This is a genomic window from Chelatococcus daeguensis (assembly GCF_001887265.1).
GTDB classification, from domain to species: Bacteria; Pseudomonadota; Alphaproteobacteria; order Rhizobiales; family Beijerinckiaceae; genus Chelatococcus_A; species Chelatococcus_A sambhunathii.
The window spans coordinates 273,144-295,449 of the sequence record NZ_CP018095.1 but is presented as its reverse complement, the minus strand read 5'-3'; the positions used below and the strand labels follow the sequence as shown (position 1 = coordinate 295,449).

At 68.3% G+C, this 22,306-nt stretch carries 19 protein-coding genes; 12 read left to right on the top strand and 7 right to left on the bottom strand.

The features are described 5' to 3' along the window. Nucleotides 1-47 precede the first annotated feature (47 nt). Nucleotides 48-1,082 carry an aldo/keto reductase gene (locus BOQ54_RS01320; RefSeq protein ID WP_071923103.1) on the bottom strand — a complete coding sequence of 345 codons (1,035 nt, stop codon included), beginning with the start codon at nt 1,080-1,082 and terminating at the stop codon, nt 48-50. Between the two features lie 133 nt (nt 1,083-1,215). Here BOQ54_RS01320 and BOQ54_RS01315 point away from each other — a divergent pair, with 133 nt between their 5' ends. The 3 genes from BOQ54_RS01315 to glpK all read left to right on the top strand — a co-directional run bounded on the left by BOQ54_RS01315 (nt 1,216) and on the right by glpK (nt 5,403). Beyond that, complete coding sequence (locus BOQ54_RS01315; protein ID WP_071923102.1) at nt 1,216-2,124, top strand: LysR family transcriptional regulator; 909 nt, start codon at nt 1,216-1,218, stop codon at nt 2,122-2,124. A 139-nt stretch (nt 2,125-2,263) separates the two neighbouring features. After that, nucleotides 2,264-3,784, top strand: coding sequence for a glycerol-3-phosphate dehydrogenase (gene glpD / locus BOQ54_RS01310; protein ID WP_071923101.1), 1,521 nt, complete (start codon nt 2,264-2,266; stop codon nt 3,782-3,784). Nucleotides 3,785-3,903: 119 nt separating this feature from the next. Continuing rightward, nucleotides 3,904-5,403: a glycerol kinase GlpK gene (gene glpK, locus BOQ54_RS01305; RefSeq protein ID WP_071923100.1), complete on the top strand. Its 1,500-nt coding sequence runs from the start codon at nt 3,904-3,906 to the stop codon at nt 5,401-5,403. A 3-nt stretch (nt 5,404-5,406) separates the two neighbouring features. Here the strand turns inward: glpK and BOQ54_RS01300 are convergent, their stop codons facing one another. Then, nucleotides 5,407-6,612 carry an alpha/beta hydrolase family protein gene (locus BOQ54_RS01300; RefSeq protein ID WP_055459585.1) on the bottom strand — a complete coding sequence of 402 codons (1,206 nt, stop codon included), beginning with the start codon at nt 6,610-6,612 and terminating at the stop codon, nt 5,407-5,409. Nucleotides 6,613-6,717: 105 nt separating this feature from the next. Between BOQ54_RS01300 and BOQ54_RS01295 the strand changes: the two genes are divergently transcribed. From BOQ54_RS01295 to BOQ54_RS01280, 4 genes are all read left to right on the top strand, one after another. Then, nucleotides 6,718-7,758 (top strand): NAD(P)/FAD-dependent oxidoreductase, encoded by a 1,041-nt coding sequence (locus BOQ54_RS01295; RefSeq protein WP_071923099.1) that lies wholly within the window; start codon nt 6,718-6,720, stop codon nt 7,756-7,758. 129 nt (nt 7,759-7,887) lie between these two features. Further along, nucleotides 7,888-8,655 (top strand): glucose 1-dehydrogenase, encoded by a 768-nt coding sequence (locus BOQ54_RS01290; protein WP_055459583.1) that lies wholly within the window; start codon nt 7,888-7,890, stop codon nt 8,653-8,655. A 36-nt stretch (nt 8,656-8,691) separates the two neighbouring features. Further along, nucleotides 8,692-9,441, top strand: coding sequence for an SDR family NAD(P)-dependent oxidoreductase (locus BOQ54_RS01285; protein ID WP_055459582.1), 750 nt, complete (start codon nt 8,692-8,694; stop codon nt 9,439-9,441). Between the two features lie 50 nt (nt 9,442-9,491). Continuing rightward, complete coding sequence (locus BOQ54_RS01280) at nt 9,492-10,748, top strand: allantoate amidohydrolase (RefSeq protein ID WP_071923098.1); 1,257 nt, start codon at nt 9,492-9,494, stop codon at nt 10,746-10,748. 303 nt (nt 10,749-11,051) lie between these two features. On the opposite strand, the gene ugpE is transcribed toward BOQ54_RS01280, so the two are convergent. From ugpE to ugpB, 3 genes are all read right to left on the bottom strand, one after another. After that, nucleotides 11,052-11,903 (bottom strand): sn-glycerol-3-phosphate ABC transporter permease UgpE, encoded by an 852-nt coding sequence (ugpE, locus tag BOQ54_RS01275; protein ID WP_055459580.1) that lies wholly within the window; start codon nt 11,901-11,903, stop codon nt 11,052-11,054. A gap of 12 nt (nt 11,904-11,915) precedes the next feature. Next, nucleotides 11,916-12,800 carry a sn-glycerol-3-phosphate ABC transporter permease UgpA gene (gene ugpA, locus BOQ54_RS01270; RefSeq protein WP_055459579.1) on the bottom strand — a complete coding sequence of 295 codons (885 nt, stop codon included), beginning with the start codon at nt 12,798-12,800 and terminating at the stop codon, nt 11,916-11,918. A 67-nt stretch (nt 12,801-12,867) separates the two neighbouring features. Further along, nucleotides 12,868-14,181 carry a sn-glycerol-3-phosphate ABC transporter substrate-binding protein UgpB gene (ugpB, locus tag BOQ54_RS01265; RefSeq protein ID WP_245280538.1) on the bottom strand — a complete coding sequence of 438 codons (1,314 nt, stop codon included), beginning with the start codon at nt 14,179-14,181 and terminating at the stop codon, nt 12,868-12,870. A gap of 149 nt (nt 14,182-14,330) precedes the next feature. On the opposite strand from ugpB, the gene BOQ54_RS01260 reads away from it, so the two are divergent. The 3 genes from BOQ54_RS01260 to BOQ54_RS01250 all read left to right on the top strand — a co-directional run bounded on the left by BOQ54_RS01260 (nt 14,331) and on the right by BOQ54_RS01250 (nt 16,996). Further along, nucleotides 14,331-15,509 (top strand): fumarylacetoacetate hydrolase family protein, encoded by a 1,179-nt coding sequence (locus BOQ54_RS01260; protein ID WP_055459577.1) that lies wholly within the window; start codon nt 14,331-14,333, stop codon nt 15,507-15,509. A 25-nt stretch (nt 15,510-15,534) separates the two neighbouring features. Further along, nucleotides 15,535-16,458: a sigma factor gene (locus BOQ54_RS01255; protein ID WP_071923097.1), complete on the top strand. Its 924-nt coding sequence runs from the start codon at nt 15,535-15,537 to the stop codon at nt 16,456-16,458. Between the two features lie 88 nt (nt 16,459-16,546). Continuing rightward, the gene (locus tag BOQ54_RS01250; protein ID WP_063186873.1) at nt 16,547-16,996 is read left to right on the top strand and encodes a carboxymuconolactone decarboxylase family protein; all 450 of its coding nucleotides are present in this window, start codon (nt 16,547-16,549) and stop codon (nt 16,994-16,996) included. A 6-nt stretch (nt 16,997-17,002) separates the two neighbouring features. On the opposite strand, the gene BOQ54_RS01245 is transcribed toward BOQ54_RS01250, so the two are convergent. Together BOQ54_RS01245 and BOQ54_RS01240 are read right to left on the bottom strand one after the other, a co-directional pair. Continuing rightward, nucleotides 17,003-18,232, bottom strand: a complete 1,230-nt coding sequence (locus BOQ54_RS01245) for an NAD(P)/FAD-dependent oxidoreductase (protein WP_071923096.1) — start codon at nt 18,230-18,232, stop codon at nt 17,003-17,005. A 134-nt stretch (nt 18,233-18,366) separates the two neighbouring features. Next, the gene (locus BOQ54_RS01240) at nt 18,367-19,290 is read right to left on the bottom strand and encodes a LysR family transcriptional regulator (RefSeq protein ID WP_055459655.1); all 924 of its coding nucleotides are present in this window, start codon (nt 19,288-19,290) and stop codon (nt 18,367-18,369) included. A 162-nt stretch (nt 19,291-19,452) separates the two neighbouring features. Between BOQ54_RS01240 and amaB the strand changes: the two genes are divergently transcribed. Both amaB and BOQ54_RS01230 read left to right on the top strand, forming a co-directional pair. Further along, entirely contained in the window at nt 19,453-20,991 is a 1,539-nt protein-coding gene (gene amaB, locus BOQ54_RS01235) for an L-piperidine-6-carboxylate dehydrogenase (protein ID WP_071923095.1), read from the top strand. A 90-nt stretch (nt 20,992-21,081) separates the two neighbouring features. After that, complete coding sequence (locus BOQ54_RS01230; RefSeq protein WP_071923094.1) at nt 21,082-22,275, top strand: acyl-CoA dehydrogenase; 1,194 nt, start codon at nt 21,082-21,084, stop codon at nt 22,273-22,275. The last annotated feature ends 31 nt before the right edge of the window (nt 22,276-22,306 follow it).

The window sequence follows — 22,306 nt, the reverse complement described above, 5'->3', positions numbered from 1 at the left end:
TCGCCGGCCGCATCGCTCCTGCACCCCGGCGCGGGGCGGAACCGCCCTCACACCATCGGCGGGTTGAGCCGCGCAAAACCCTCCTGCCGGTGATAGGGGAAATGCGGATAGGGCGGCGTCACGCGGCTCGCCGCGTCGAGCTTCGCCATCTGCTCGGCAGTGAGGTGCCAGCCCACGGCGCCGAGGTTGTCGCGCAGCTGCGCCTCGTTGCGCGCGCCGATGATGACGGAGGCCACCGTCGGGCGCGCGATGAGCCAGTTGAGGGCGATCTGCGGCACCGTGCGGCCGGTCTCGGCGGCGATCTCGTCGAGCGCGTCGACGACGCGGTAGAGCCGCTCCTCCGGCACCGGCGGGCCGAAATCGGCGGTTTCGTTGAGGCGGCTGCCAGCGGGCACGGGCGCGCCGCGGCGGATCTTGCCGGTCAGGCGGCCCCAGCCGAGCGGGCTCCAGACGAGGGCGCCGACGCCCTGGTCCTGCGCAAGCGGCATCAGGTCCCACTCGTAGTCGCGGCCGACGAGCGAATAATAGGCCTGATGGGCCACGTAGCGCGGCCAGCCATGCCGCTCGGCAAGGGCAAGGGACTTCATGAGCTGCCAGCCGGCGAAGTTGGAGACACCGACATAGCGCACCTTGCCGGCGCGCACGAGCGCGTCCAGCGTCGCCAGCACTTCCTCCACGGGGGTGCCGGCATCGAAGGCGTGCAGCTGCAGGAGGTCGATGTAATCCGTGCCGAGGCGGCGCAGCGCATCCTCGGTCGCCTTCACGAGCCGGGCGCGCGAGGAGCCGGCGTCGTTCGGCCCCTCGCCCATGGGCAGCGCCGTCTTGGTGGAGATCAGCACCTTGTCGCGCCGGCCGCGGATCGCCTCGCCCAGCACTTCCTCCGAGGCGCCATCGGAATAGACATCGGCCGTGTCGAACAGGTTGAGCCCGGCCTCGAGGCAGATGTCGAGGAGACGGCGCGCCTCGTCGGCATCCGTGTTGCCCCAGGCGCCGAAGAGCGGCCCCTTGCCCGCAAAGGTCCCCGCGCCGAAGGACAGGACCGGCACCTTCAGCCCCGATGCTCCCAACCGCCTGAATTCCATCGTCCATCTCCTGCTCGTCTGGCCATCCGGCCGCTCGCGGTGAGAGATGGAACCGGCCGGCGGCGTGAACTAGCATGGTAGAAGGCACAGGATCTGTGACTTCAGTTCACATCGAACGGGATAGAACGGCGCCATGAGTCGTCTCGACATCAACCGCTCCGGCGAGATGGAGGTCTTCGCGCGCGTCGTCGAGCTCGGCGGCTTCTCGGCCGCGGCGCGCCGCATCGGCATGACGCCCTCGGCGGTCAGCAAGCTCGTGGCGCGGCTCGAAGGTCGGCTCGGCGCGCGGCTCGTGCACCGCTCCACGCGCCAGCTGCGGTTCACGCCCGAGGGCGAGGCGTTCTACGGCCGCTGCCGCGCCGTCCTCGCCGCGATCGCGGAAGCCGAGCGCGAGGTGGCGGCGGGCGCCGTGCCGCGCGGGCGGGTGCGCGTCAACAGCAACGTGCCCTTCGGGCTGCACTGGCTGATGCCGCTTGTGCCCGGCTTCCTCACGCTGTATCCCGAGATCACCCTCGACATCGTCGCGACCGACATGGTCATCGACCTCATCGACGAGCGCGCCGACGTCGCCATCCGCGTCGGGCCCATGCGCGCCTCGCCCCTCATCGCCCGCAAGCTCGGCGAGAGCCGCATGGCCGTCGTCGCCTCGCCGGACTATCTCGCCCGCCACGGCGCGCCGGCGACGCTCGAGGAGCTCGAAAGGCACAACCGCATCGCCTTCAACTTCACCCGCCTCGTCGCCGGCTGGCCTTTTCGCGACGCTTCAGGCGCGACCGTCACCGTGCCGCCCGTGGGCAATGTCCTCGTCGGCGACGGCGAGAGCGCGCGCCGGCTCGCGCTCGCCGGGGCGGGCCTTGCCCGTCTGTCGCATTTCCACATCGGGCCGGACCTCGCCGCCGGCCGGCTCGTCGAGGTGCTGGCCGACGTGAATCCCGGTGACACCGAGACGATCCATGCCGTCTTCATCGGCCAGGGCGCACAACTGCCAGCCCGGGTGCGCGTGTTCCTCGATTATCTCGCGGACCACGCGCGGGTCGGCTGAGCGTTCCCGACGCGATATCTTTCGTTTTCGCTTTCGTTGTGCCCGAATTGTTTTCGATAGGTATTTCGTTTATGCTGCCGCAGGTTGAACGAGCGCGGCTGGTGGCCGCGCGATCAGGGCAAGCGAACGGAGCCAAGGCGTGCAAGAGAAGGTCTTCGACCTCGCCATCATCGGAGGGGGCGTCAACGGCTGCGGCATCGCGCGCGATGCGGCCGGGCGGGGGCTTTCGACCATCCTCTTCGAGCAGAACGACCTTGCCAGCGCCACCTCCTCCGCTTCCACCAAGCTCATTCACGGCGGCCTGCGCTATCTCGAATATTACGAGTTCCGCCTGGTGCGCGAGGCGCTGATGGAGCGCGAGGTGCTGTGGAAGCTCGCGCCCCACATCATCCGGCCGCTGCGCTTCGTGCTGCCGCACCATGCCGGGCTGCGCCCCGCCTGGATGCTGCGCCTCGGCCTCTTCCTCTACGACCATATCGGCGGCCGCAAGCTGCTGCCGGCGACGCGCCGCCTCGACCTGCGCCACGATCCGGCCGGCCGGCCGCTCAAGGGCGGCTATGCCACCGCCTTCGAATATTCCGACTGCTGGGTGGAGGACGCGCGCCTCGTCGTGCTCAATGCCCGCGACGCGGCCGAGCGCGGCGCCGCCATCCACCCGCGCACGCGCGTCATCGGCGCCGAGCGGCGCACCGACCATTGGCTCGTCACCGCCGAGCGGCGCAGCGACGGCGCCCGGATGACGGCGAAGGCCCGCATGCTGGTCAATGCCGCCGGCCCCTGGGTGGCCGACGTGCTGGCCGGCATCGTGCGCGAGAAGGCCCCGGCGGGCGTACGCCTCGTGCAGGGCAGCCACATCGTCCTGCCGAAGCTCTTCGATCACGACCGCTGCTACATTTTTCAGAACAGCGACGGCCGCATCGTCTTCGCCATCCCTTACGAGCACGACTTCACGCTCATCGGTACGACGGATCGCGACTATCGCGGCGACCCCGCCGCCGTCAGGGCGAGCGAGGAGGAGATCGGCTATCTCTGTGCCGCCGCGAGCGAATATTTCGCCAAACCCGTGCGGCGCGAGGACGTGGTGTGGACCTATTCGGGCGTGCGACCGCTCTACGACGACGGCGCCTCCAAGGCTCAGGAGGCGACGCGCGACTACGTACTCAAGCGCGAGGGCGAGGGAAACGAACCCTTCCTCCTCTCCGTCTTCGGCGGCAAGATCACCACCTACCGCCGGCTCGCCGAGGCCGTGCTCGACAAGCTTGCGCCGCAACTGCCCGAGGCGGCGCGGGCCAAGGCCGGGTGGACGGCGGGTGCGCCGCTGCCGGGCGGAGATTTCCCGCATGACGGCTACGACGCGCTGACCCGCCGCATCGCGGGCGAGCATCCCTATCTCGGCGGTGGCATCGCGGCGCGCCTTGCTCGAGCTTACGGCACGCGGGCCTTCGCCATCCTCGAGGGGGCCCGCGCCATGGCAGACCTCGGCCGCCAGTTCGGCGCCGGTCTCAGCGAGCGCGAGGTGGACTATCTCATGCGCGAGGAATGGGCGATGACAGCCGAGGACGTCCTGTGGCGCCGCTCCAAGCTCGGTCTGCGCCTGACCCGGGAGGAGGCGGCCGCGCTCGACGATTTCATGGCCGCGCGGCTCAGGCAAGCGGCCTGAGCGGCTGCAGCCCGCTCCGATCAGGATCGGAGCGGTTCTGGTGCGGGCGATGCGCATCCGCTAGCGTCGGCCACAACAGGAAGCCGAACCGCAAGAAGCCGAACCGGAGGGAACATTCCTTGGCCACCTACGTTCTCGCCATCGACCAGGGCACCACCTCCTCGCGAGCCATCCTCTTCCGGCCCGACACCTCCATCGCGGCCGTGGCGCAACGCGAGTTCCCGCAGCATTTCCCGGCCTCGGGCTGGGTGGAGCACGAGCCGGAGGACCTGTGGGAGACGACGCTCGCGACCTGCCGCGAGGCGCTCGACAAGGCCGGCGCCGCGGCGCGCGATGTCGCCGCCATCGGCATCACCAACCAGCGCGAGACGACGGTGGTCTGGGACCGGGCGAGCGGCCGGGCCATCCACCGCGCCATCGTCTGGCAGGACCGGCGCACGGCGCCGCTCTGCGCCCGGCTGAAGGACGAGGGGCACGAGTCGCTGTTCACGGCGCGCACCGGCCTCATCCTCGATCCCTATTTCTCCGGCTCCAAGATCGCCTGGATCCTCGACAACGTACCCGGCGCGCGCGCGCGGGCGGAGCGCGGCGAGCTCGCCTTCGGCACTGTCGACAGCTTCCTCCTGTGGCGCCTCACCGGCGGAAAGGTCCATGCGACTGATGCGACCAACGCAGCACGCACGCTCCTCTTCGACATCCACAAGGGGGAGTGGGACGAGGATCTCATGCGCCTTCTCGGCGTGCCCCGCTCCATGCTGCCAGAAGTGCGGGACTGCTCGGGCAGGTTCGGCGAGAGCGATGCCGCGCTCTTCGGCGCGCCGATCAGCATCTGCGGCATCGCCGGCGACCAGCAGGCGGCAACCGTCGGTCAGGCCTGTTTCACGCCCGGCATGGTGAAATCGACCTACGGCACGGGATGCTTCGCGCTCGTCAACACGGGTGATGCCCCGGTCGCTTCCAGAACCAAGCTGCTCACCACCATCGCCTATCAGCTCGACGGCCAGCGCACCTATGCGCTCGAGGGCTCCATCTTCGTCGCCGGGGCGGCGGTGCAATGGCTGCGCGACGGGCTCGGCATCATCACCGACGCCGCCGCGACCGGACAGCTCGCCGAGGATGCCGACCCGACGCAGCAGGTCTATCTCGTGCCTGCCTTCGTCGGCCTCGGCGCGCCCTACTGGAACCCGGACGTGCGCGGCGCCCTCTTCGGCCTGACGCGCGGCACCGGCCCAGCCGAACTCGCCCGCGCGGCGCTGGAGAGTGTCTGCTACCAGACCGCCGATCTCCTCGCCGCCATGCGCGCTGACTGGCCGCAGGCGGACGGCGCCGAGACGGTGCTCCGGGTCGACGGCGGCATGGTGGCGTCGGACTGGACGATGCAGCGCCTCGCCGACCTGCTCGCCGCCCCTGTCGATCGGCCGGTGGTGAAGGAAACGACGGCGCTCGGCGCCGCCTATCTCGCCGGCCTCGCCGCCGGCGTCTTTCCCGCCCCGGCACAGTTCGCGGACTTGTGGCGGGTGGAGCGGCGCTTCGCGCCCGCCATGAGCGAACCGCTGCGCAAAGCCAAGCTCGCCGGCTGGCGCGAAGCGGTGGCGCGGCTCGTCATGCCGGTGGGTTAGGCCCTACAGCACCTCCTCCAGCCAGTCGTAGACGACGGCGAGGCCGAGCGGCAGGTTGCCGACTTGGCAATGCATGTCCGCCCCCTCGGCGCGGGTGAAGACGTAGCGCGTCACGCGGCCGCCGGCCCGCGAAGCAAAGACGTCGAGCTGGCGCAGCGCCTCCTCGCCCTCCCCTTCGCCGACGACGGCGAGCGTCGGGCAGGCAATGCGCTCGAGCCCCTCCTCAGCACGGAAGTCGGCGAGGCGCTTCAGCCAGGCATGCGTGCCGTCGACTCCGTAGCGGCGGCAGGCGGATTTGAAGGAGAGCTTCATCGTCACCGGCATCATCTCGTCCGGGATCTCGTCCACATAGGCGAGCGGCAGGTCCTCCATCTCCTCCGCGCCGGGCGGCATGAAGCCGAGGAGATAGGCCTTGAGATCGACGATGGGCGAGTTGAGGACGAGGGCCTTGAGCCGGGGATCGTGGATGGCGGCGCGCGTCGCGAAATAGCCGCCGAAGCTCACGCCATAGAGCCCGAGCCTGTCGCCGTTGATATCCGGCCGCGCCAGCGCCGCGTCGATGACGGCGGCGAGCGGCGCCTCGTAGTCCGGCCGGAAGACGAGGTCCGGGTAGCGGCGCATGGCCGAGACCTGCCCCGGCCCCTGGGCGAGCAGCACGTTGAAGCCGCGCTCCAGGCCGGCACGGGCCGCCGAAAAGAACATTTCCTCGTTTGTGCCGTCGAAGCCAGTGATGGCGACGAGCGTGCGCCCGTCGACGGCACCGCCCGCCGGCGCACAGAAATAGCCGGGCAGCAGCACGTCGCCGAAAGGGATGTCGATGGCGATGACGTTGTCGGCGAAGAGGGGCATCGCCGCGGCGAAGCAGCGCTGGCTGGCGAGCCCGTACTGCAGCGCCTCGCCGACGAAAGGGTCGCAGAAATATTCGGCCGACCGGTAGTACATCGAGGCCCGGCCATAATGCTCGCGCGCGCTGACGCGGTGGCCACGGCCGAGCGCGACATCGGCCATGCGCTCGATGCCGGCGGCGAGATCGGCGAAACGGCGCGGCCATTCGCGCGGCGTTTCGTCGAGCCCGGCCCGGGCGGCGAAGATCTCCCCCGGCGCGCCGCCGCCATAGCTGGCGGCGCCCAGCATGCGCATCAGCTGGAAATCGAGTTCGGGATTGGCAAATCCCGTAATGCGCGTCGCCGTGCGTTCGATGGCCACCATGCGTCTCTCCCGATACGTGTTGATCCCCGCCCCCGCGAGGGGGCATTAGTGGCAAAACTGGCTGATTGCGCGAAGCCGCGCGTGGAGCGGAGGCATCTTACGTCCATGAGCGACCGTATAGAAACCGATGTCGTCATCGTCGGCGCCGGGCCCGTCGGGCTCTTCGCCGTCTTCGAGCTCGGCCTCCTCGACATCCGGGCCCATGTCATCGACATCCTGCCGAAGGTCGGCGGCCAGTGCGCGGAACTCTACCCGGAGAAGCCGATCTACGACATTCCCGGCTTCCCCATGGTCACCGGCCAGGGGCTCGTCGACAATCTCATGGCGCAGATCGAGCCCTTCCACCCGACCTTCCATCTCTCGGAGATGGTGGAGACGGTCGAGAGCCTCGGCACAGCCGAGGCGCCGCTCTTCCGCCTCAGGACCGACGCGGGCACCGAATTCGTCACGAAGGCCATCATCATCGCGGCCGGGGGCGGCTCGTTCCAGCCCAAGAAGCCGCCGATCCCCGGCATCGAGGGCTTCGAGGGCTCCAGCGTGTTCTATGCCGTGCGGCAGATGGAGCCCTTCCGCCACAAGCGCATCCTCATCGTCGGCGGCGGCGATTCGGCCCTCGACTGGACGGTGAACCTCGCACCGCTGGCGAAGCGCCTGACGCTGCTGCACCGGCGCGACGCCTTCCGCGCGGCGCCCGATACCGTCAACAAGATGCGCGCCCTCGTCGCCGCGGGAGCGATGGACTTCCACCTCGGCCAGGTGGTCAAGCTCGAGGGCAAGGCACCGGTGCTGGAGGGGGCCGTGGTGCGCCGCGACGACGGGTCGACCTTCACCATCGCCTGCGACGTGCTGCTGCCCTTCTTCGGACTCACCATGAAGCTCGGCCCCATCGCCGATTGGGGCCTCAACCTCCACGAGAACCTCGTCCCGGTCGATACCGAGAAGTTCGAGACGAGCGTGCCCGGCATCTTCGCCATCGGCGACATCAACAGCTATCCGGGCAAGCTGAAGCTCATCCTCTCCGGCTTCCACGAGGGGGCGCTCGCCGCCCAGCGCGTGTTCCACTACGTCTATCCGGACAAGCGCCTGGTCTTCCAGTACACGACCTCCTCCACCAGCCTGCAGAAGAAGCTCGGGGTCCACGCCTGAGGCCGCCCTGCGTCGCGGACATGCCAACCCGGCTCGCCCGCGGCTTGACGCTGGCCGCCCCCGCGTCGTCACATGCCCTCAACGAGCATCCGGCGCACGGCGGCGGATGCCACTGACGGGGGAGGTGGGATGACACTATCGATCTTCGATCTGTCGGGCCGGACGGCCCTCGTCACGGGCTCGGGCCAGGGCATCGGGCTCGCCATCGCCCGCGGCCTTGCCGCGGCGGGCGCGCGCGTCGTCCTCAACGGCCGTGACGCGGCCAAGCTCGACAAGGCGGCCGGGCTCATCCGCGCGGCGGGTGGCGAGGCGGTGGCGATGCCGTTCGACGTGACCGACGCCACGGCGGCGCGCGAGGGCGTCGCCCGCATCGAGCATGAGGTCGGGCCGCTCACCATCCTCGTCAACAACGCCGGCATCCAGCGCCGCGCCCCGCTGGAGGATTTCGCCGACGAGGACTGGCACCAGATCATCCACACCAATCTCGACAGCGTCTATTACGTCGGCCAGGCGGCGGCGCGGCACATGATCCCGCGCGGCTACGGCAAGATCATCAACATCTGCTCCGTCATCAGCGAGCTCGCGCGTCCGACCATCGCGCCCTATGCCGCGAGCAAGGGCGCGGTGAAGATGCTGACCAAGGGCATGGCGGCGGACTGGGGCCGCCACGGCATCCGCGTCAACGGCATCGGCCCCGGCTTTTTCGCCACCGAGATGAACAGCGCCCTCGTCGAGAACGCCGACTTCACCGCCTGGCTGACCAAGCGCACGCCGCTCGGCCGCTGGGGCGAGGTGGACGAACTCGCCGGCGCCGCCATCTATCTCTCCGCGCCGGCCTCGGACTTCGTGACTGGCCACGTGCTCTATGTCGACGGCGGCGTCACCGCCTCGCTCTGATCTCGCGCTGAAACGTGACAACCGGGAAGGAAACGCATGAATCAAATCGATTTGAAGGGGCGTGTGGCAGTCGTCACGGGCGGTGCCCAGGGCATCGGCCGAGCCGTGGCCGAGCGCTTCAAGGCCTCCGGCGCGAAACACGTCGAGTTGTGGGACCGTGACGGCGCGCTGGCCGAAGCGACAGCCAAGGAGATGGGCGCGGACGTCTCGGCCCGCGCCGTCGACATCACCGACTATGCCGCTGTCGAGGCTGCCGCCAGGGCGGCGGAGGCGGCGCATGGGGCCGTCGACATCCTCGTCAACAGCGCCGGCATCGCCGGGCCAACCTTCAAGGCCTGGGAATACCCGCTCGAGGAATGGGCGCGCGTGCAGCGGATCAATGTCGACGGCACCTTCCATTGCTGCCGCGCGCTGGTGCCCGGCATGCGCGCGCGCAACTACGGCCGCATCGTGCTGGTCGCCTCGATTGCCGGCAAGGAGGGCAATCCCAATGCCTCGGCCTATTCGGCGTCCAAGGCCGCTGTCATCGGCTTCACCAAGTCGCTCGGCAAGGAGCTCGCCGACCGCAACATCGCCGTCAACTGCATCACGCCGGCCACCGCCAAGACGCGAATCCTCGAGCAGGTGAGCGAGGAGTTCATTGAATACATGCTGTCGAAGATCCCGCGCGGACGCTTCGTCGAGGTGGAGGAAGTAGCAAGCATGGTGGCCTTCCTCGCCTCGGAGGACAACAGCTTCACCACGGGCGCCGTCTTCGATCTGTCCGGCGGGCGCGCCACCTATTGATCTATTGATGGCGCTTGAGCGGCATGGCGTGGCCCGCTAGCTTGACCCCCATGATCGCCATGCCGCCCCTGCCCACCACCGTGCTCGGCGAGCGCCTGATGACGCTCGCCGCCGATCTCAATCAATATACCGACGAGCCGGGGCGCCTGAGGCGCCTCTACCTGTCGCCGGCCCATCGCGCCGCCGCCGAAGCGGTGATGCGCATGATGGAGGCGGCGGGCATGAGCGCGCATATCGACGCCGCCGGCACTGTCGTCGGCCGCTACGAGGGGATCGAGCCGGGCGCGCCCGCGCTCCTCGTCGGTTCGCACATCGACACCGTGGTCGATGCCGGCAGCTATGACGGCATGCTCGGGGTGCTGGCTGGCATCGTCGCCGTCGAGGAGCTCGCCCGGCGCGGGGAGCGCATGCCCTTTGCCATCGAAGTGCTGGCCTTCGGCGACGAGGAGAACGTCCGCTTCCCCACCAATCTCTCGACCTCGCAGGCGATCGCGGGCACCTACGACCGAGCCTGGCTCGATGGCAGGGACTACGACGGGATGAGCCTGCGCGAGGCCCTGCTCGCCTTCGGCGGCGACCCCGAGGCCGTGACGCAGCTCGGCCGCGATCCGAGCTCCGTCAAGGGCTACATCGAATTCCACATCGAGCAGGGACCGGTGCTGGAGCGCGAGAACCTGCCGGTCGGCATCGTCAGCGCGATCAACGGCATCACCCGGGCGCGCGGCGTGGTGACGGGCGAGGCCGGCCACGCCGGCACCGTGCCGATGGCGCTGCGGCGCGATGCCTTCGCCGCGCTGAGCGAGATGAACCTCGCCGTCGAACGCATCGGCGCCCGTGATCCCTCGACCGTCGCGACGATCGGCATGGCCAAGGTGGCGCCCAACGCCTCCAACGTCATTCCCGGCCGCGTCGACTTCATGCTCGACGTGCGCGCGCCGGACGATCCCGTGCGCCACGCCATTGTCGAGGAAATGGTGGCCGAGATGCGCGACATCGCCGCCCGGCGCCATGTGGCGCTCGATCTCGACCTCTATTTCGACGCCCCTGCCACCGCCATGGACGCCGGCCTGATGCGCGCGCTGGAGACGGCCGTCACGGGCCAGGGCATCGGCGCGCGGCACCTGCCGTCGGGTGCCGGCCACGACGCCATGGCCATGGCGCGCCTGTGCCCTTCGGCAATGGTCTTCGTGCGCTGCAAAGGCGGCATCAGTCACAATCCGGCTGAGTCGATCACCGTCGACGACGCGGATGTCGCCGTGCGCGTCCTTGTGGACGCCATCAAGGCTTTTGCCGAGCACAACGGGTGAGGGCAGGGAACGGCTGGGACCTGCCGCCCTGTCCGGCTAGAAACGCATAAAGGTGCTTCGTCAGCGGTCTGTCATCGGTCCCGTCGTCATGGCCGCGCTTGTTGCGGGCATCCGCACCTTGAAAGTGCGAGCAACGCCAAACGCGTCGATGGCCGGGACAAGCCCGGCCATGACGAGCGGTGCGGATTACGCGCTCTTCGCATCCACGCAATGCACAAGCCGGCCATCCGCGTTTTCATGGCCCACGGTCGTGCGGTCGGTCGGGAGGGGCGCGTGCCGGCACCCCGCCGCCGGGGCCGCCGCCTACTTCTCCGTCTCGACCAGCCCCTTCACGAAGAGGCGCTGCATCGCAATGACCACCACGACGGGAGGCAGCATGGCGAGGATGGTCGTCGTCATGACGAGGTGCCATACGGGATCGGCCTCGGCCGCCGCGGCCGCGAGGCGCTGGATGCCCATGACGATGGTGTAATAGCTCTGATCCGTGGTGACGAGCAGCGGCCACAGATACTGGTTCCAGCCGTAGATGAAGAGGATGACGAAAAGCGCGGCAATATTGGTGCGCGACAGCGGCATCAGGATGGACCAGAAGAAGCGTAGCGGCCCCGCCCCGTCGATGCGCGCCGCTTCCGTCAATTCGTCTGGTATAGTCATGAAGACCTGACGGAACAGGAACGTCGCCGTCGCCGAGGCGATCAACGGAATGGCGAGGCCCGAATAGCTGTTGAGCATGCCGAGATTGGCCACGACCTCGAAGGTCGGCAGGATGCGCACCTCGACCGGCAACATCAGCGTGATGAAGATGAGCCAGAAAGCCGTGACCCGGAAGGGGAAGCGGAAATAGCAGATGGCGAAGGCCGACAGCAGCGAGATGGCGATCTTGCCGATGGCGATCGCCATGGCCATGACGAAGCTGTTCCACAGCATCGGCCCGACGGGCGGAAAGCCGGAGACGCTGGAGCCGGTAAACAGCGCCTCCTTGTAGTTGGCGATGAGGGCCGCACCCGGCAGAAAGCCGATGCGGCCAGTGAGGAAGTCCGTGCCGGGATGGGTGGACGCCACGAAGGCGAGCCACACCGGCAGCACCATGGCGGCAACGCCGAGGATGAGCGCCGCATGGGCGGCGAAAGTCAGCTTGCGGCCGGATTCGACCATGTCCCCGCCCCCTCAGTAATGGACCTTGCGCTCGATATGGCGGAACTGCAGCGCCGTCAGGCCGATGACGATGACGAGCAGCACCACCGACTGAGCGGCGGAAGCGCCGAGATTGAGCGATTCGAAGCCGTCTTTGAACACCTTGTACACGAGGATGGTGGTGGACTGGCCGGGCCCGCCGCCGGTCGTCGCGTGGATAATGCCGAAGGTGTCGAAGAAGGCGTAGACGATGTTGACGACAAGCAGGAAGAAGGTCGTCGGCGCGAGCAGCGGCCAGACGATCTTGCGGAAACGCAGCCAGGGGCCCGCCCCGTCGAGCGCCGCCGCCTCCACAAGCGTGCGCGGAATGGCCTGCAGTCCGGCGAGGAAGAATAGGAAGTTGTAGCTCACCTGCTTCCACGAGGCGGCGAGAATGACCATGATGAGCGCATCGGTGCCGTTGAGGTGGTGGTTCCAGTAGATGCCGATGGCCCGCAGACCACGCGCCACCACGCCGACCGACGGATCGAACATGAACCACCACAGGATGGCAGCGACCGCCGGGGCCACGGCATAGGGCCAGATGAGCAGCGTCTGGTAGACCATCGCCTTGCGCCCCACCTTGTCAGCGGCGAGCGCGAAGAGGAGCCCGAGACCGAGCGAGATGGCCGCGACCGACGCGGAGAAGACCACAGTGATGGCGAAGCTCGACCGGTAGCTCGGATCCTCGAACAGGGCGACGAAATTGGCGAGGCCGACGAACTGGCGCGACAGGCCGAAGGCGTCTTCGGCAAAGAGCGAGGTGTAGAGCGCCTGGCCAGCGGGCCACAGGAAGAAGATGATGGTGATGGCAAGCTGCGGCGCAAGCAGCAGATAAGGCACGATGCCGCCGCCGAAGGTGACCCGTTTTGCCTGCATCGGCCCCCCAGAAGGAACAGGGCGGCGCCCGATGCAGTCCGGGCGCCGCCATTCTACATTACATTATTCAGGAGTTGGACTTCTCGAACTGGCGGAGCAGCTCGTTGCCGCGCTTCGCCGCCGCGTCGAGCGCGTCCTTCGCCGACTTCTTGCCGGTTAGCGCGTTCTCCAGTTCCTCCTCGATCATGTCGCGGATCTGGACGAAGTTGCCGAGACGCAGGCCCTTGGAGTTGTCGGTCGGCGGGTTGAGGTTCATCTGCTTGATCGAGATGTCGGAACCCGGGTTCTTTTCATAGAAACCTTCTTTCTGCGACAGCTCGTAGGCGGCCTTGGTGATCGGCAGGTAGCCGGTCTGCTGGTGCCACCAGGCTTGCACCTCGGGCTTCGACAGATAGGCGAAGAACTTCGCCGCGCCCTTGTATTCCTCCTTCGGACGACCGGCGAGGACCCAGAGCGTCGCGCCGCCGATGATGGAGTTCTGCGGGGCGCCCTGCACGTCCGGCCAGTAGGGCTGCATGCCGTAGCCGACGCCGAACTTGGCATTGGCCATGATGTTGGCGCGCGCCGCCGAGGAGGCGAAGGTCATGGCGCATTCGCCGGAGAGGAACTTGGGATCCGACTTGCCCTGGCGGCCACCGTAGTCGAAGATCTTCGACTTCTGCCAGTCGACCAGCGCCGTCCAGTGCTTCTCGAGCGTCGGGTTGTTGATCTTGAGCTCGGTGCCGAGGCCGCCGAAGCCGTTGGCCTCGGTCGACAGCGGGATGTTGTGCATGGCCGAGAAGTTCTCGACATGGACCCAGGACGGCCACTGGGTGGTGAAGCCGCACGCGATGCCCGCCGCCTGCAGCTTCTTGGCGAACTCCTCCACCTCCGGCCAGGTCTTGGGCGGGGTGTTCTCGTCAAGGCCGGCCTTCTTGAAGTGATCCTTGTTGTAATAGAGGATCGGCGTCGATGAATTGAACGGGAACGACAGCATGTTGCCCTGCGTGTCGCTGTAGTAGCCCGTCACCGCCGGCAGGTAGGCCTTGGGATCGAACGGCTCGTTCTCGTCGGCCATCAGCTTGTAGACGGGATAGACGGCGCCCTTGGCCGCCATCATGGTCGCCGTGCCGACCTCGAAGACCTGCACGATCGTCGGGTGCTGCTTGGCGCGGAAGGCAGCGATGGCGCCCGTCATGGTCTCCGGATAGCTGCCCTTGAAGACCGGGACAACCTTGTACTCGCTCTGCGAGGCGTTGAAGTCGCTGGCGATCTTCTCGAGCTTCTCGCCGAGCGCGCCCGACATGGCATGCCACCACTGGATTTCAGTCTGGGCAGCAGCCGGTCCTGCCGCGGCGATGAAAGCCGCCGCACTTGCCATGGTTACAATACGAGATGCCATGATAGCCTCCCCATCTCCCGGAGCCCCCCTCGGGGACCCTTCTCTTCGTTGCTAGCGAGCATAGCATGACAATGACATGACAGTTCAATGAATAATCGACGACAAACGCAAGCGAAACGAAATTTGAGTCTTCAGCGAGGAGCGCATCCATGGGGGGCCTGACCCTTTCCACAGCCACCACCCTGCCGACCGATTTTGCGAGGGCCGCCTTGGCCGGCCGCGTCTTCCGGCCCGATGTTGCCGGCCCTTCGGTGGTGACCGTCCGCGATGGCGAGGTTTTCGATATCAGCCGCGCTTTCGCGACGATGCGCGACCTATGCGAAACTTCCGCACCTGCGGCCGCCCTGCGCGACGCCAAGGGCGAATCATTGGGTCCGCTCGAGGCCATCCTCGCCAATTCCGTGGAGGCGACGCGTGATTCCACCCGGCCCTACCTCCTCGCGCCCATTGACCTGCAGGCGGTGAAGGCGGCGGGCGTGACCTTCGCCGTCTCCATGCTGGAGCGCGTCATCGAGGAGCGCGCGCGCGGCAATGCGGACGCCGCGGCGGCCATCCGCGAGGAGATCAACCGCCTCGTCGGCGATGACCTCGCCCGCCTCAGGCCCGGCTCGCCCGCGGCCATGCGCCTCAAGGAGGTGCTCGTGGCCCAGGGCGCCTGGAGCCAGTATCTAGAGGTTGGCATCGGGCCGGATGCCGAGATCTTCACCAAGGCCCAGCCCATGTCGAGCGTCGGCACGGGAGCGGATGCCGGCATCCACGCCATCTCCACCTGGAACAATCCCGAGCCCGAGGTGGTGCTGGTCGTCGCCTCGGACGGGCGCATCGTCGGCGCCACCCTCGGCAACGATGTCAACCTGCGCGACGTCGAGGGCCGCTCGGCCCTGCTCCTCGGCAAGGCGAAGGACAACAACGCGAGCTGTGCGGTCGGCCCCTTCCTGCGCTTCTTCGACGACGGCTTCTCGCTCGACGACGTGCGCCGCATGCACGTGACGCTGACCGTCGAGGGCGAGGATGGCTTCCGCATGGAGGGCTTCTCCACCATCGAGAAGATCAGCCGAGACCCGGCCGACCTCGCGGCTCAGATGATCGGCAGGCATCACCAGTATCCGGACGGGGCGGTGCTCTTCCTCGGCACGCTTTTCGCGCCGGTCGAGGACCGCGATGCGCCGGGCAAGGGCTTTACCCACAAGGTGGGCGACGTCGTCACCATCGCCGCCCCGCAGCTTGGCAGCCTCGTCAACCGCATGCGCCACAGCCAGGACTGCGCACCGTGGACCTTCGGCACCGGGCAGCTGATGCGCAACCTCGCCAAGCGCGGCCTCCTCTGAGCCGCCCCGCGGACCGGAACCGGACGTGAACCAGCACCGCCGACCGCCAGCCTCCGGGAACGCCGCCGGCGATGCCATCGCAGACGATGGAGCGGCCGCGTTCCTCGCCGTGCGGCCGCGGCTCCTTGCCATCGCCCATCGCATGCTCGGCACGATGAGCGATGCCGAGGACGTGGTGCAGGATGCCTTCCTTCGTTTCCATGCCGCCGGCGGAACAATCGACAGTCCGCAGGCCTGGCTCGTCACGGTGACGAGCCGGCTCGCCATCGACCGGCTGCGGGCCGCACGGCGCGAGCGCGCCGCCTATGACGGGCCTTGGCTGCCCGAGCCCTGGACGGGACCCGACGACGGCGACGCCTTCGCCGGCGACCTGCCCTATGCCGTCCTCGTGCTAATGGAGCGCCTCGGCCCGGTGGAGCGCTGCGCCTTCGTGCTGCGCGCGCTCATCGACATGCCCTATGCCCGCCTCGCCGAAGTGCTCGGCCGCAGCGAGGCGGCCTGCCGGCAGATCGTCGCCCGGGCGCGGCGACGACTCGGCGACGGGCAGATCCCGGCAGCGCCGGGGGATGCTCTGGCACGCCGTCGGCGGCATGAAACCCTCATGGAAGAGTTCCGCCTCGCGCTCGCCGCCGGGGATGCCGATCGCCTCATCCGCCTGCTGGCGCCGGAAGCGACCATCACGACGGACGGCGGCGGCAAGGTGCTCGCCGCCCGCAACATCGTGCGCGGCGCGGGGCGGATCGTGCGGCTGGTGCTGGGCGTCGCCCGCAAGCTCGGCCGTGGCCGCATCGAGCGGCCGGCGCGCTTTGCCGGCGAAGCGGGCTTCGTCACCTACGATGGGGAACGCCCGGTGCGGATCGTAATGGCGGCGAGCGACGGCGAGCGGATCACGGCCGTCTATTTCGTGCTCAACCCGGACAAGCTCGTCCGCATCCCCACCGAAAGCTGAGCCGACGTTTTTTGCGGTCCCCTGTCACAAGGCGTGCCGTGCTGCGTCTTGGAGGCATGCGGCCTCGCTCGGCCGCGCAGAGGAGTACATGACGATGAGGACCATCAACGCCTACGGTATCATCCCCGATGTCTTCGGCACGGCGCGTCGACTCAACAGCGACATCGAGGGGCTCGGCCTCGACATGACGCTCGTCGAGCTCGTCAAGACGCGCGCCTCGCAGATCAACGGCTGCGCCTATTGCGTGCACATGCACGGCGGCGATGCGGTGAAGAAATACGGCGAGAAGCCGGAGCGGCTGTATCTCCTGCCGACATGGCGGGAATCGCCCGCCTTCGATGCGCGCGAGCGCGCCGCCCTCGCCTATGCGGAAGCAATGACGCGCATGGACGACCATGACGCCCTCGTCCAGGCCGCAACCGCCCTCGACGATCATTTCTCCGAAAAGGAGGTCGTGGCGCTGACGGCGCTCCTTGCCATGATCAATTTCTGGAACCGCATCGCCGTCGGCTTCGGCACCCAGCACGCGCCGGTCTGATCGGCCTCAGATGACGTTCGCCTCGCGCAGCGGCCGCTCCGCGAGGATGCGGCCGTAGCCGAGATCGGCGAGATCGAGCGTCACGAAGCGCCCGTGCACGATCTCCTCGGCGATGCCGCGGCCCACGGCAGGCGACTGCTGCAGGCCGTGCCCCGAGAAGCCGTTGGCGAGGAAGAGGTTCTCGACCTCGCCGGCGCGGCCGACGATGGCGTTGTGATCGAGCAGGTTCATGTCGTAGGGACCGGACCAGGCCCGGCCGGGACGGATGTGCTCGAAGGCGGGCACGCGCATGGCGAGCGCCGGCCAGATCACCTCCTCAAACAGCGACCAGTCGACCGTCTCCGCATCGCCGTCCCACTCGGGATCGGCCTCGGGCTCTGGCGAGATGCCGCAGATGAACATCTGCCCGTCGGCGCCGCGGTGCCCCTCGGGCCGCACGTAGGCGCCGGAGGTGTCGATCATCAGCGGGCAGTTGTCGACCGGCCCCTTGCAGGTGAAGCTGAAGACATAGCGCTTCCTCGGGTACACGGGGATGTCGATGCCGGCGCTCGCAGCGATGCGCCGCCCATCCGAGCCGGCGCAATTGACGACCGCGCCGCAGGCGATGCGGCTACCGTCCGCAAGGTGCACCGCGACGATGCGGCTACCCTGCCGCTCGAGACGGGCGACCTCGCCGGTACGATACTCGGCCCCGAGCGCCCGCGCCTTCTTGCGGAAGGCCTGCAGCAGGCCCCAACCGTCGAACCAACCCTCGCCGCTGCGCCCCCAGGCCCCTGCAAGGAGATCGTCCGTGACGAGCCACGGGAATCGGTCCTTGAGCCCAGCGGCATCGAACAGGACGATGTCGGCGCCCTCGGCTTCCTGCACCGCGTGGTTGCAGGCGAGCGTCTCGGCCCCTTCGGGCGTCGCCGCAAGATAGAGATAGCCGCCCTCGATGAAATCAATCACCGGCCGCTCGTCGCCGACGGCAAGGCGCGCGCCTATGTCGCGCAGAAAGGCGACGCCGTAGAGCGAGATGCGGATGTTGACCGGGCTCGAGAACTGCTGACGGATGGAGGCCGCCGACAGCGCCGATGCCGAGCGCGCATAGGTCGGATCCTTCTCGATCACGAGCACGCGACCGGAAAAGGCGGGATCGGACAGGAGATGGAAGGCGACGGAGGAGCCCATCGCCGCGCCGCCGACGATGACGACGTCGGCGGTCTCTGGGGTGGAACGATTGGGGGTCTGGGACATGATCCTGGCAGCGCCGAAATGAGCGGAGGCGAAGCGTTGCGGGTGGCTGCTTCATGAGCAGCCCGCATGATTGCCGCATGCGACGTGGCTTGTCCATGGGCTGCGGCTGTCGCAGCTGCACAGGGCAATATCCCTCACTCCGTCCGTCCGGCCGTTTCCGTCCCGCACTCCGCCAGAAGCCAGTCGCGAAAGGCGGCAAGCGCCGGGCGGTCGGCCTTCTCCTCCGGATAGACGAGATAATAGGCCTCCTCGCTCGTGATCGGCCGCTCGAAGGGCACGACGAGGGCGCCGGCGCGCAATTCGTCCTCGACGAGGAAGCGCGGCACGATGGCGAGGCCGAGGCCGGCGACGGCCGCCTGCGCCACCATGGCGAACTGCTCGAAACGCGGGCCCATGACCGCCCTGTCGGCCGAGAGCCCCTGGGCTGCAAGCCACAGGCCCCAGGCACGTGGCCGCGTCGCCTGTTGCAGCAATGGAACAGTGAGAACGTCCGCCACCTCGGCGAGTTCGTGGCGGGCGACGAGCGCCGGGCTCGCCACCGGCACGATCACTTCGCCCATCAGCCGGTGCATGCGCGCGCCGGGCCATACCGCCTCGCCGAAATGGATCGCCGCGTCGAACCCTTCGCGCGCGAAGTCAAAGGGCAGGATGCGCGTGGCGAAGTTGATGGTGACGCCCGGATGGCGCTGGAAAAAGCCGGGCAGCCGCGGGATCAGCCAGCGCGTGCCGAAGGTCGGCAGAATGGCGAGATCGAGGATGCCGCCCGCCCCGCGGAAGGCCATGGCATTGACCGTCGCGGCGGTGAGCCGCGCCAGCGCTTCGCGCACCTCCCCGGCATAGGCGCTGCCGGCCGCTGTCAGCACCACGCGCTGGCGCACCCGCTCGAAAAGCTTCAGGCCGAGCTGTGCCTCCACCGCCGCCACCTGTCGGCTGACGGCACCCTGCGTCAGGTTGAGCTCCTCAGCCGCCTTGGTGAAGGACAGGTGCCGCGCCGCCGCCTCGAAAGCGGCGAGCGCCGTCAGCGAAGGCAGAGCGAGGCGCTGTTGAACGTCGCGCATCATTCATTCCGTTTCTTCATGAACTCGTGAGAACATATCGTTTGAAACGCGGACATGAAACCGCCATCCTGTCGCGACGACGAGACCCGCATCCGCGATGCATCAGACGGCGGCCGCCTCACCGGATTGAGGCAGGGGCCGCACAACGCTCCGGGAAGAGACATGACCGTTCACACCGCCGCCGCTTCCGCCCGCGAGGAAGCGCTCGCCATTCTGAAGCGCCTCGGCGTGTCCGACACCGCCTTCGCTTCGACGGGCCTCGCCGCCCGCTCGCCCGTCACCGGCGAAATCATCGCCCACATCCGGGAGGCCGGCGCCGCCGAGACCCGCGCGGCCGTCGACCGCGCCGAAAAGGCCTTCGCCGAATGGCGCAGGGTTCCGGCGCCGCGGCGCGGCGAGTTCGTTCGCCTCCTCGGCGAGGAGCTGCGCGCCGCCAAGGAGGACCTCGGCCTTCTGGTGACGCTGGAAGCGGGCAAGATCGTCTCCGAAGGCCTCGGCGAGGTGCAGGAGATGATCGACATCTGCGATTTCGCCGTCGGCCTCTCGCGCCAGCTCTACGGCCTCACCATCGCCACCGAGCGGCCGCACCACCGCATGATGGAGACCTGGCATCCGCTCGGCCCCGTCGGCGTCATCACCGCCTTCAACTTCCCCGTCGCCGTCTGGTCGTGGAATGCCGCGCTCGCTTTCATCTGCGGCGACCCGGTGATCTGGAAGCCGTCCGAGAAGACACCGCTCGCCGCGCTCGCCGTGACCGCCATCACAGAACGGGCCGCCAAGCGCTTCGGCGGCGTGCCGGAGGGGCTTTTCGAACTCATCATCGGCGGCCGCGAGGCGGGTGAGGCCCTGGTCGCCGACGAGCGTGTGCCGCTCGTCTCGGCCACCGGCTCCACCGCCATGGGCCGCAAGGTCGGCCCGAAGCTCGCCGAGCGCTTCGCCCGCGCCATCCTGGAGCTCGGCGGCAACAACGCCGCCGTCGTCGCCCCCTCGGCCGTCCTCGACATTGCACTGAGAGCGATCGCCTTCGCCGCCATGGGCACGGCGGGCCAGCGCTGCACGACGCTGCGCCGGCTCATCGTGCACAGCAGCGTCTATGACAAGCTGGTGCCGCGGCTCGCCAAGGTCTACGGCAACGTCGCCATCGGCGATCCGCGCGTGAAGGGCACGCTCGTCGGCCCGCTCATCGACAAGGCCGCCTTCGACGGCATGGAGAAGGCGCTCGCCGAGGCGAAGAGCCTCGGCGCCACGGTGCACGGCGGCGGGCGCGTCGCCGGCATCGGCGGCGAAGAGGCCTATTACGCCCGCCCGGCCCTCGTCGAGATGCCGGGCCAGAGCGGCCCGATGCTACGCGAAACCTTCGCGCCCATCCTCTACGTGGTGAAATACGACACGTTCGAAGAGGCGATCGCCCTGCACAACAGCGTCGGCGCCGGTCTCTCCTCCTCCATCTTCACGCTCGACATGCGCGAGGCCGAGCGTTTTGTCTCGGCGGAAGGCTCCGACTGCGGCATCGCCAACGTCAATATCGGCCCCTCCGGCGCGGAGATCGGCGGTGCCTTCGGCGGCGAGAAGGAGACGGGCGGCGGCCGCGAGGCGGGCTCCGACGCCTGGAAAGCCTACATGCGCCGCGCCACCAACACCATCAACTACGGCACGGCCCTGCCGCTGGCGCAGGGCGTGACCTTCGACGTGGACGCGTGAGCGACTGGGCGCAATCTTCTCCCTCCCGCCGGGAGGGAGCGCGAAGGGCCGCATCAGATACTGAACAGACCTGCCGAGGACGAAACGCAGATGGCCAAGGATACAGTGGGCTCCTTCAACTGGGCCGATCCCTTCCTGCTCGACGACCAGCTGACTGACGACGAGCGGATGATCCGCGACACGGCCCGTGCCTATGCACAGGAGAAGCTGCAGCCGCGCGTGCTTGAGGCCTATGCCCACGAGAAGACGGACCGGGCCATCTTCAACGAGATGGGGGAGCTCGGCCTTCTCGGCGTTACCATCCCGGAGGAATTCGGCGGCGCGGGCGCAAGCTACGTGGCCTACGGCCTCGTGGCGCGAGAGGTGGAGCGCGTCGATTCCGGCTACCGCTCGATGATGAGCGTGCAGTCGTCGCTCGTCATGCATCCGATCAACGCCTACGGCAGCGAGGAGCAGAAGCGCAAGTACCTGCCGAAGCTCGCTTCCGGCGAATGGGTCGGCTGCTTCGGCCTCACGGAGCCCGACGCCGGCTCCGACCCCGGCGGCATGAAGACCCGCGCCGAGAAGATCGACGGCGGCTACCGCCTCATCGGCTCGAAGATGTGGATCTCCAACTCGCCCATCGCCGACGTCTTCGTGGTCTGGGCGAAGTCCGCCGCCCATGACAACAAGATCCGCGGCTTCGTGCTCGACAAGGGCCTCAAGGGCCTCTCGGCGCCGAAGATCGGCGGCAAGCTCTCGCTGCGCGCCTCCATCACCGGCGAGATCGTCATGGACAATGTCGAGGTCGGCGAAGAGGCGCTGCTGCCGAACGTCTCGGGCCTCGCCGGGCCCTTCGGCTGCCTCAACCGCGCCCGCTACGGCATCTCCTGGGGTGCCATGGGCGCGGCGGAGGACTGCTGGCACCGCGCCCGGCAGTACACGCTCGACCGCAAGCAGTTCGGCCGGCCGCTCGCCGCCACGCAGCTCATCCAGAAGAAGCTCGCCGACATGCAAACGGAGATCGCGCTCGGCCTGCAGGGGTCCCTGCGCGTCGGCCGCCTCTTCGACGAGGGCCGGATGGCGCCGGAGATGATCTCCATCGTCAAGCGCAACAACTGCGGCAAGGCGCTCGACATCGCCCGCATGGCGCGCGACATGCACGGCGGCAACGGCATCCAGGAAGAATACCACGTGATGCGCCACGCCCAGAACCTCGAGACGGTCAACACCTACGAGGGCACCCACGACGTGCACGCCCTCATCCTCGGCCGGGCGCAGACGGGCATCCAGGCGTTCTTCTAAGGTGGACGCCGAGCGGCAGAGGATCCCTACC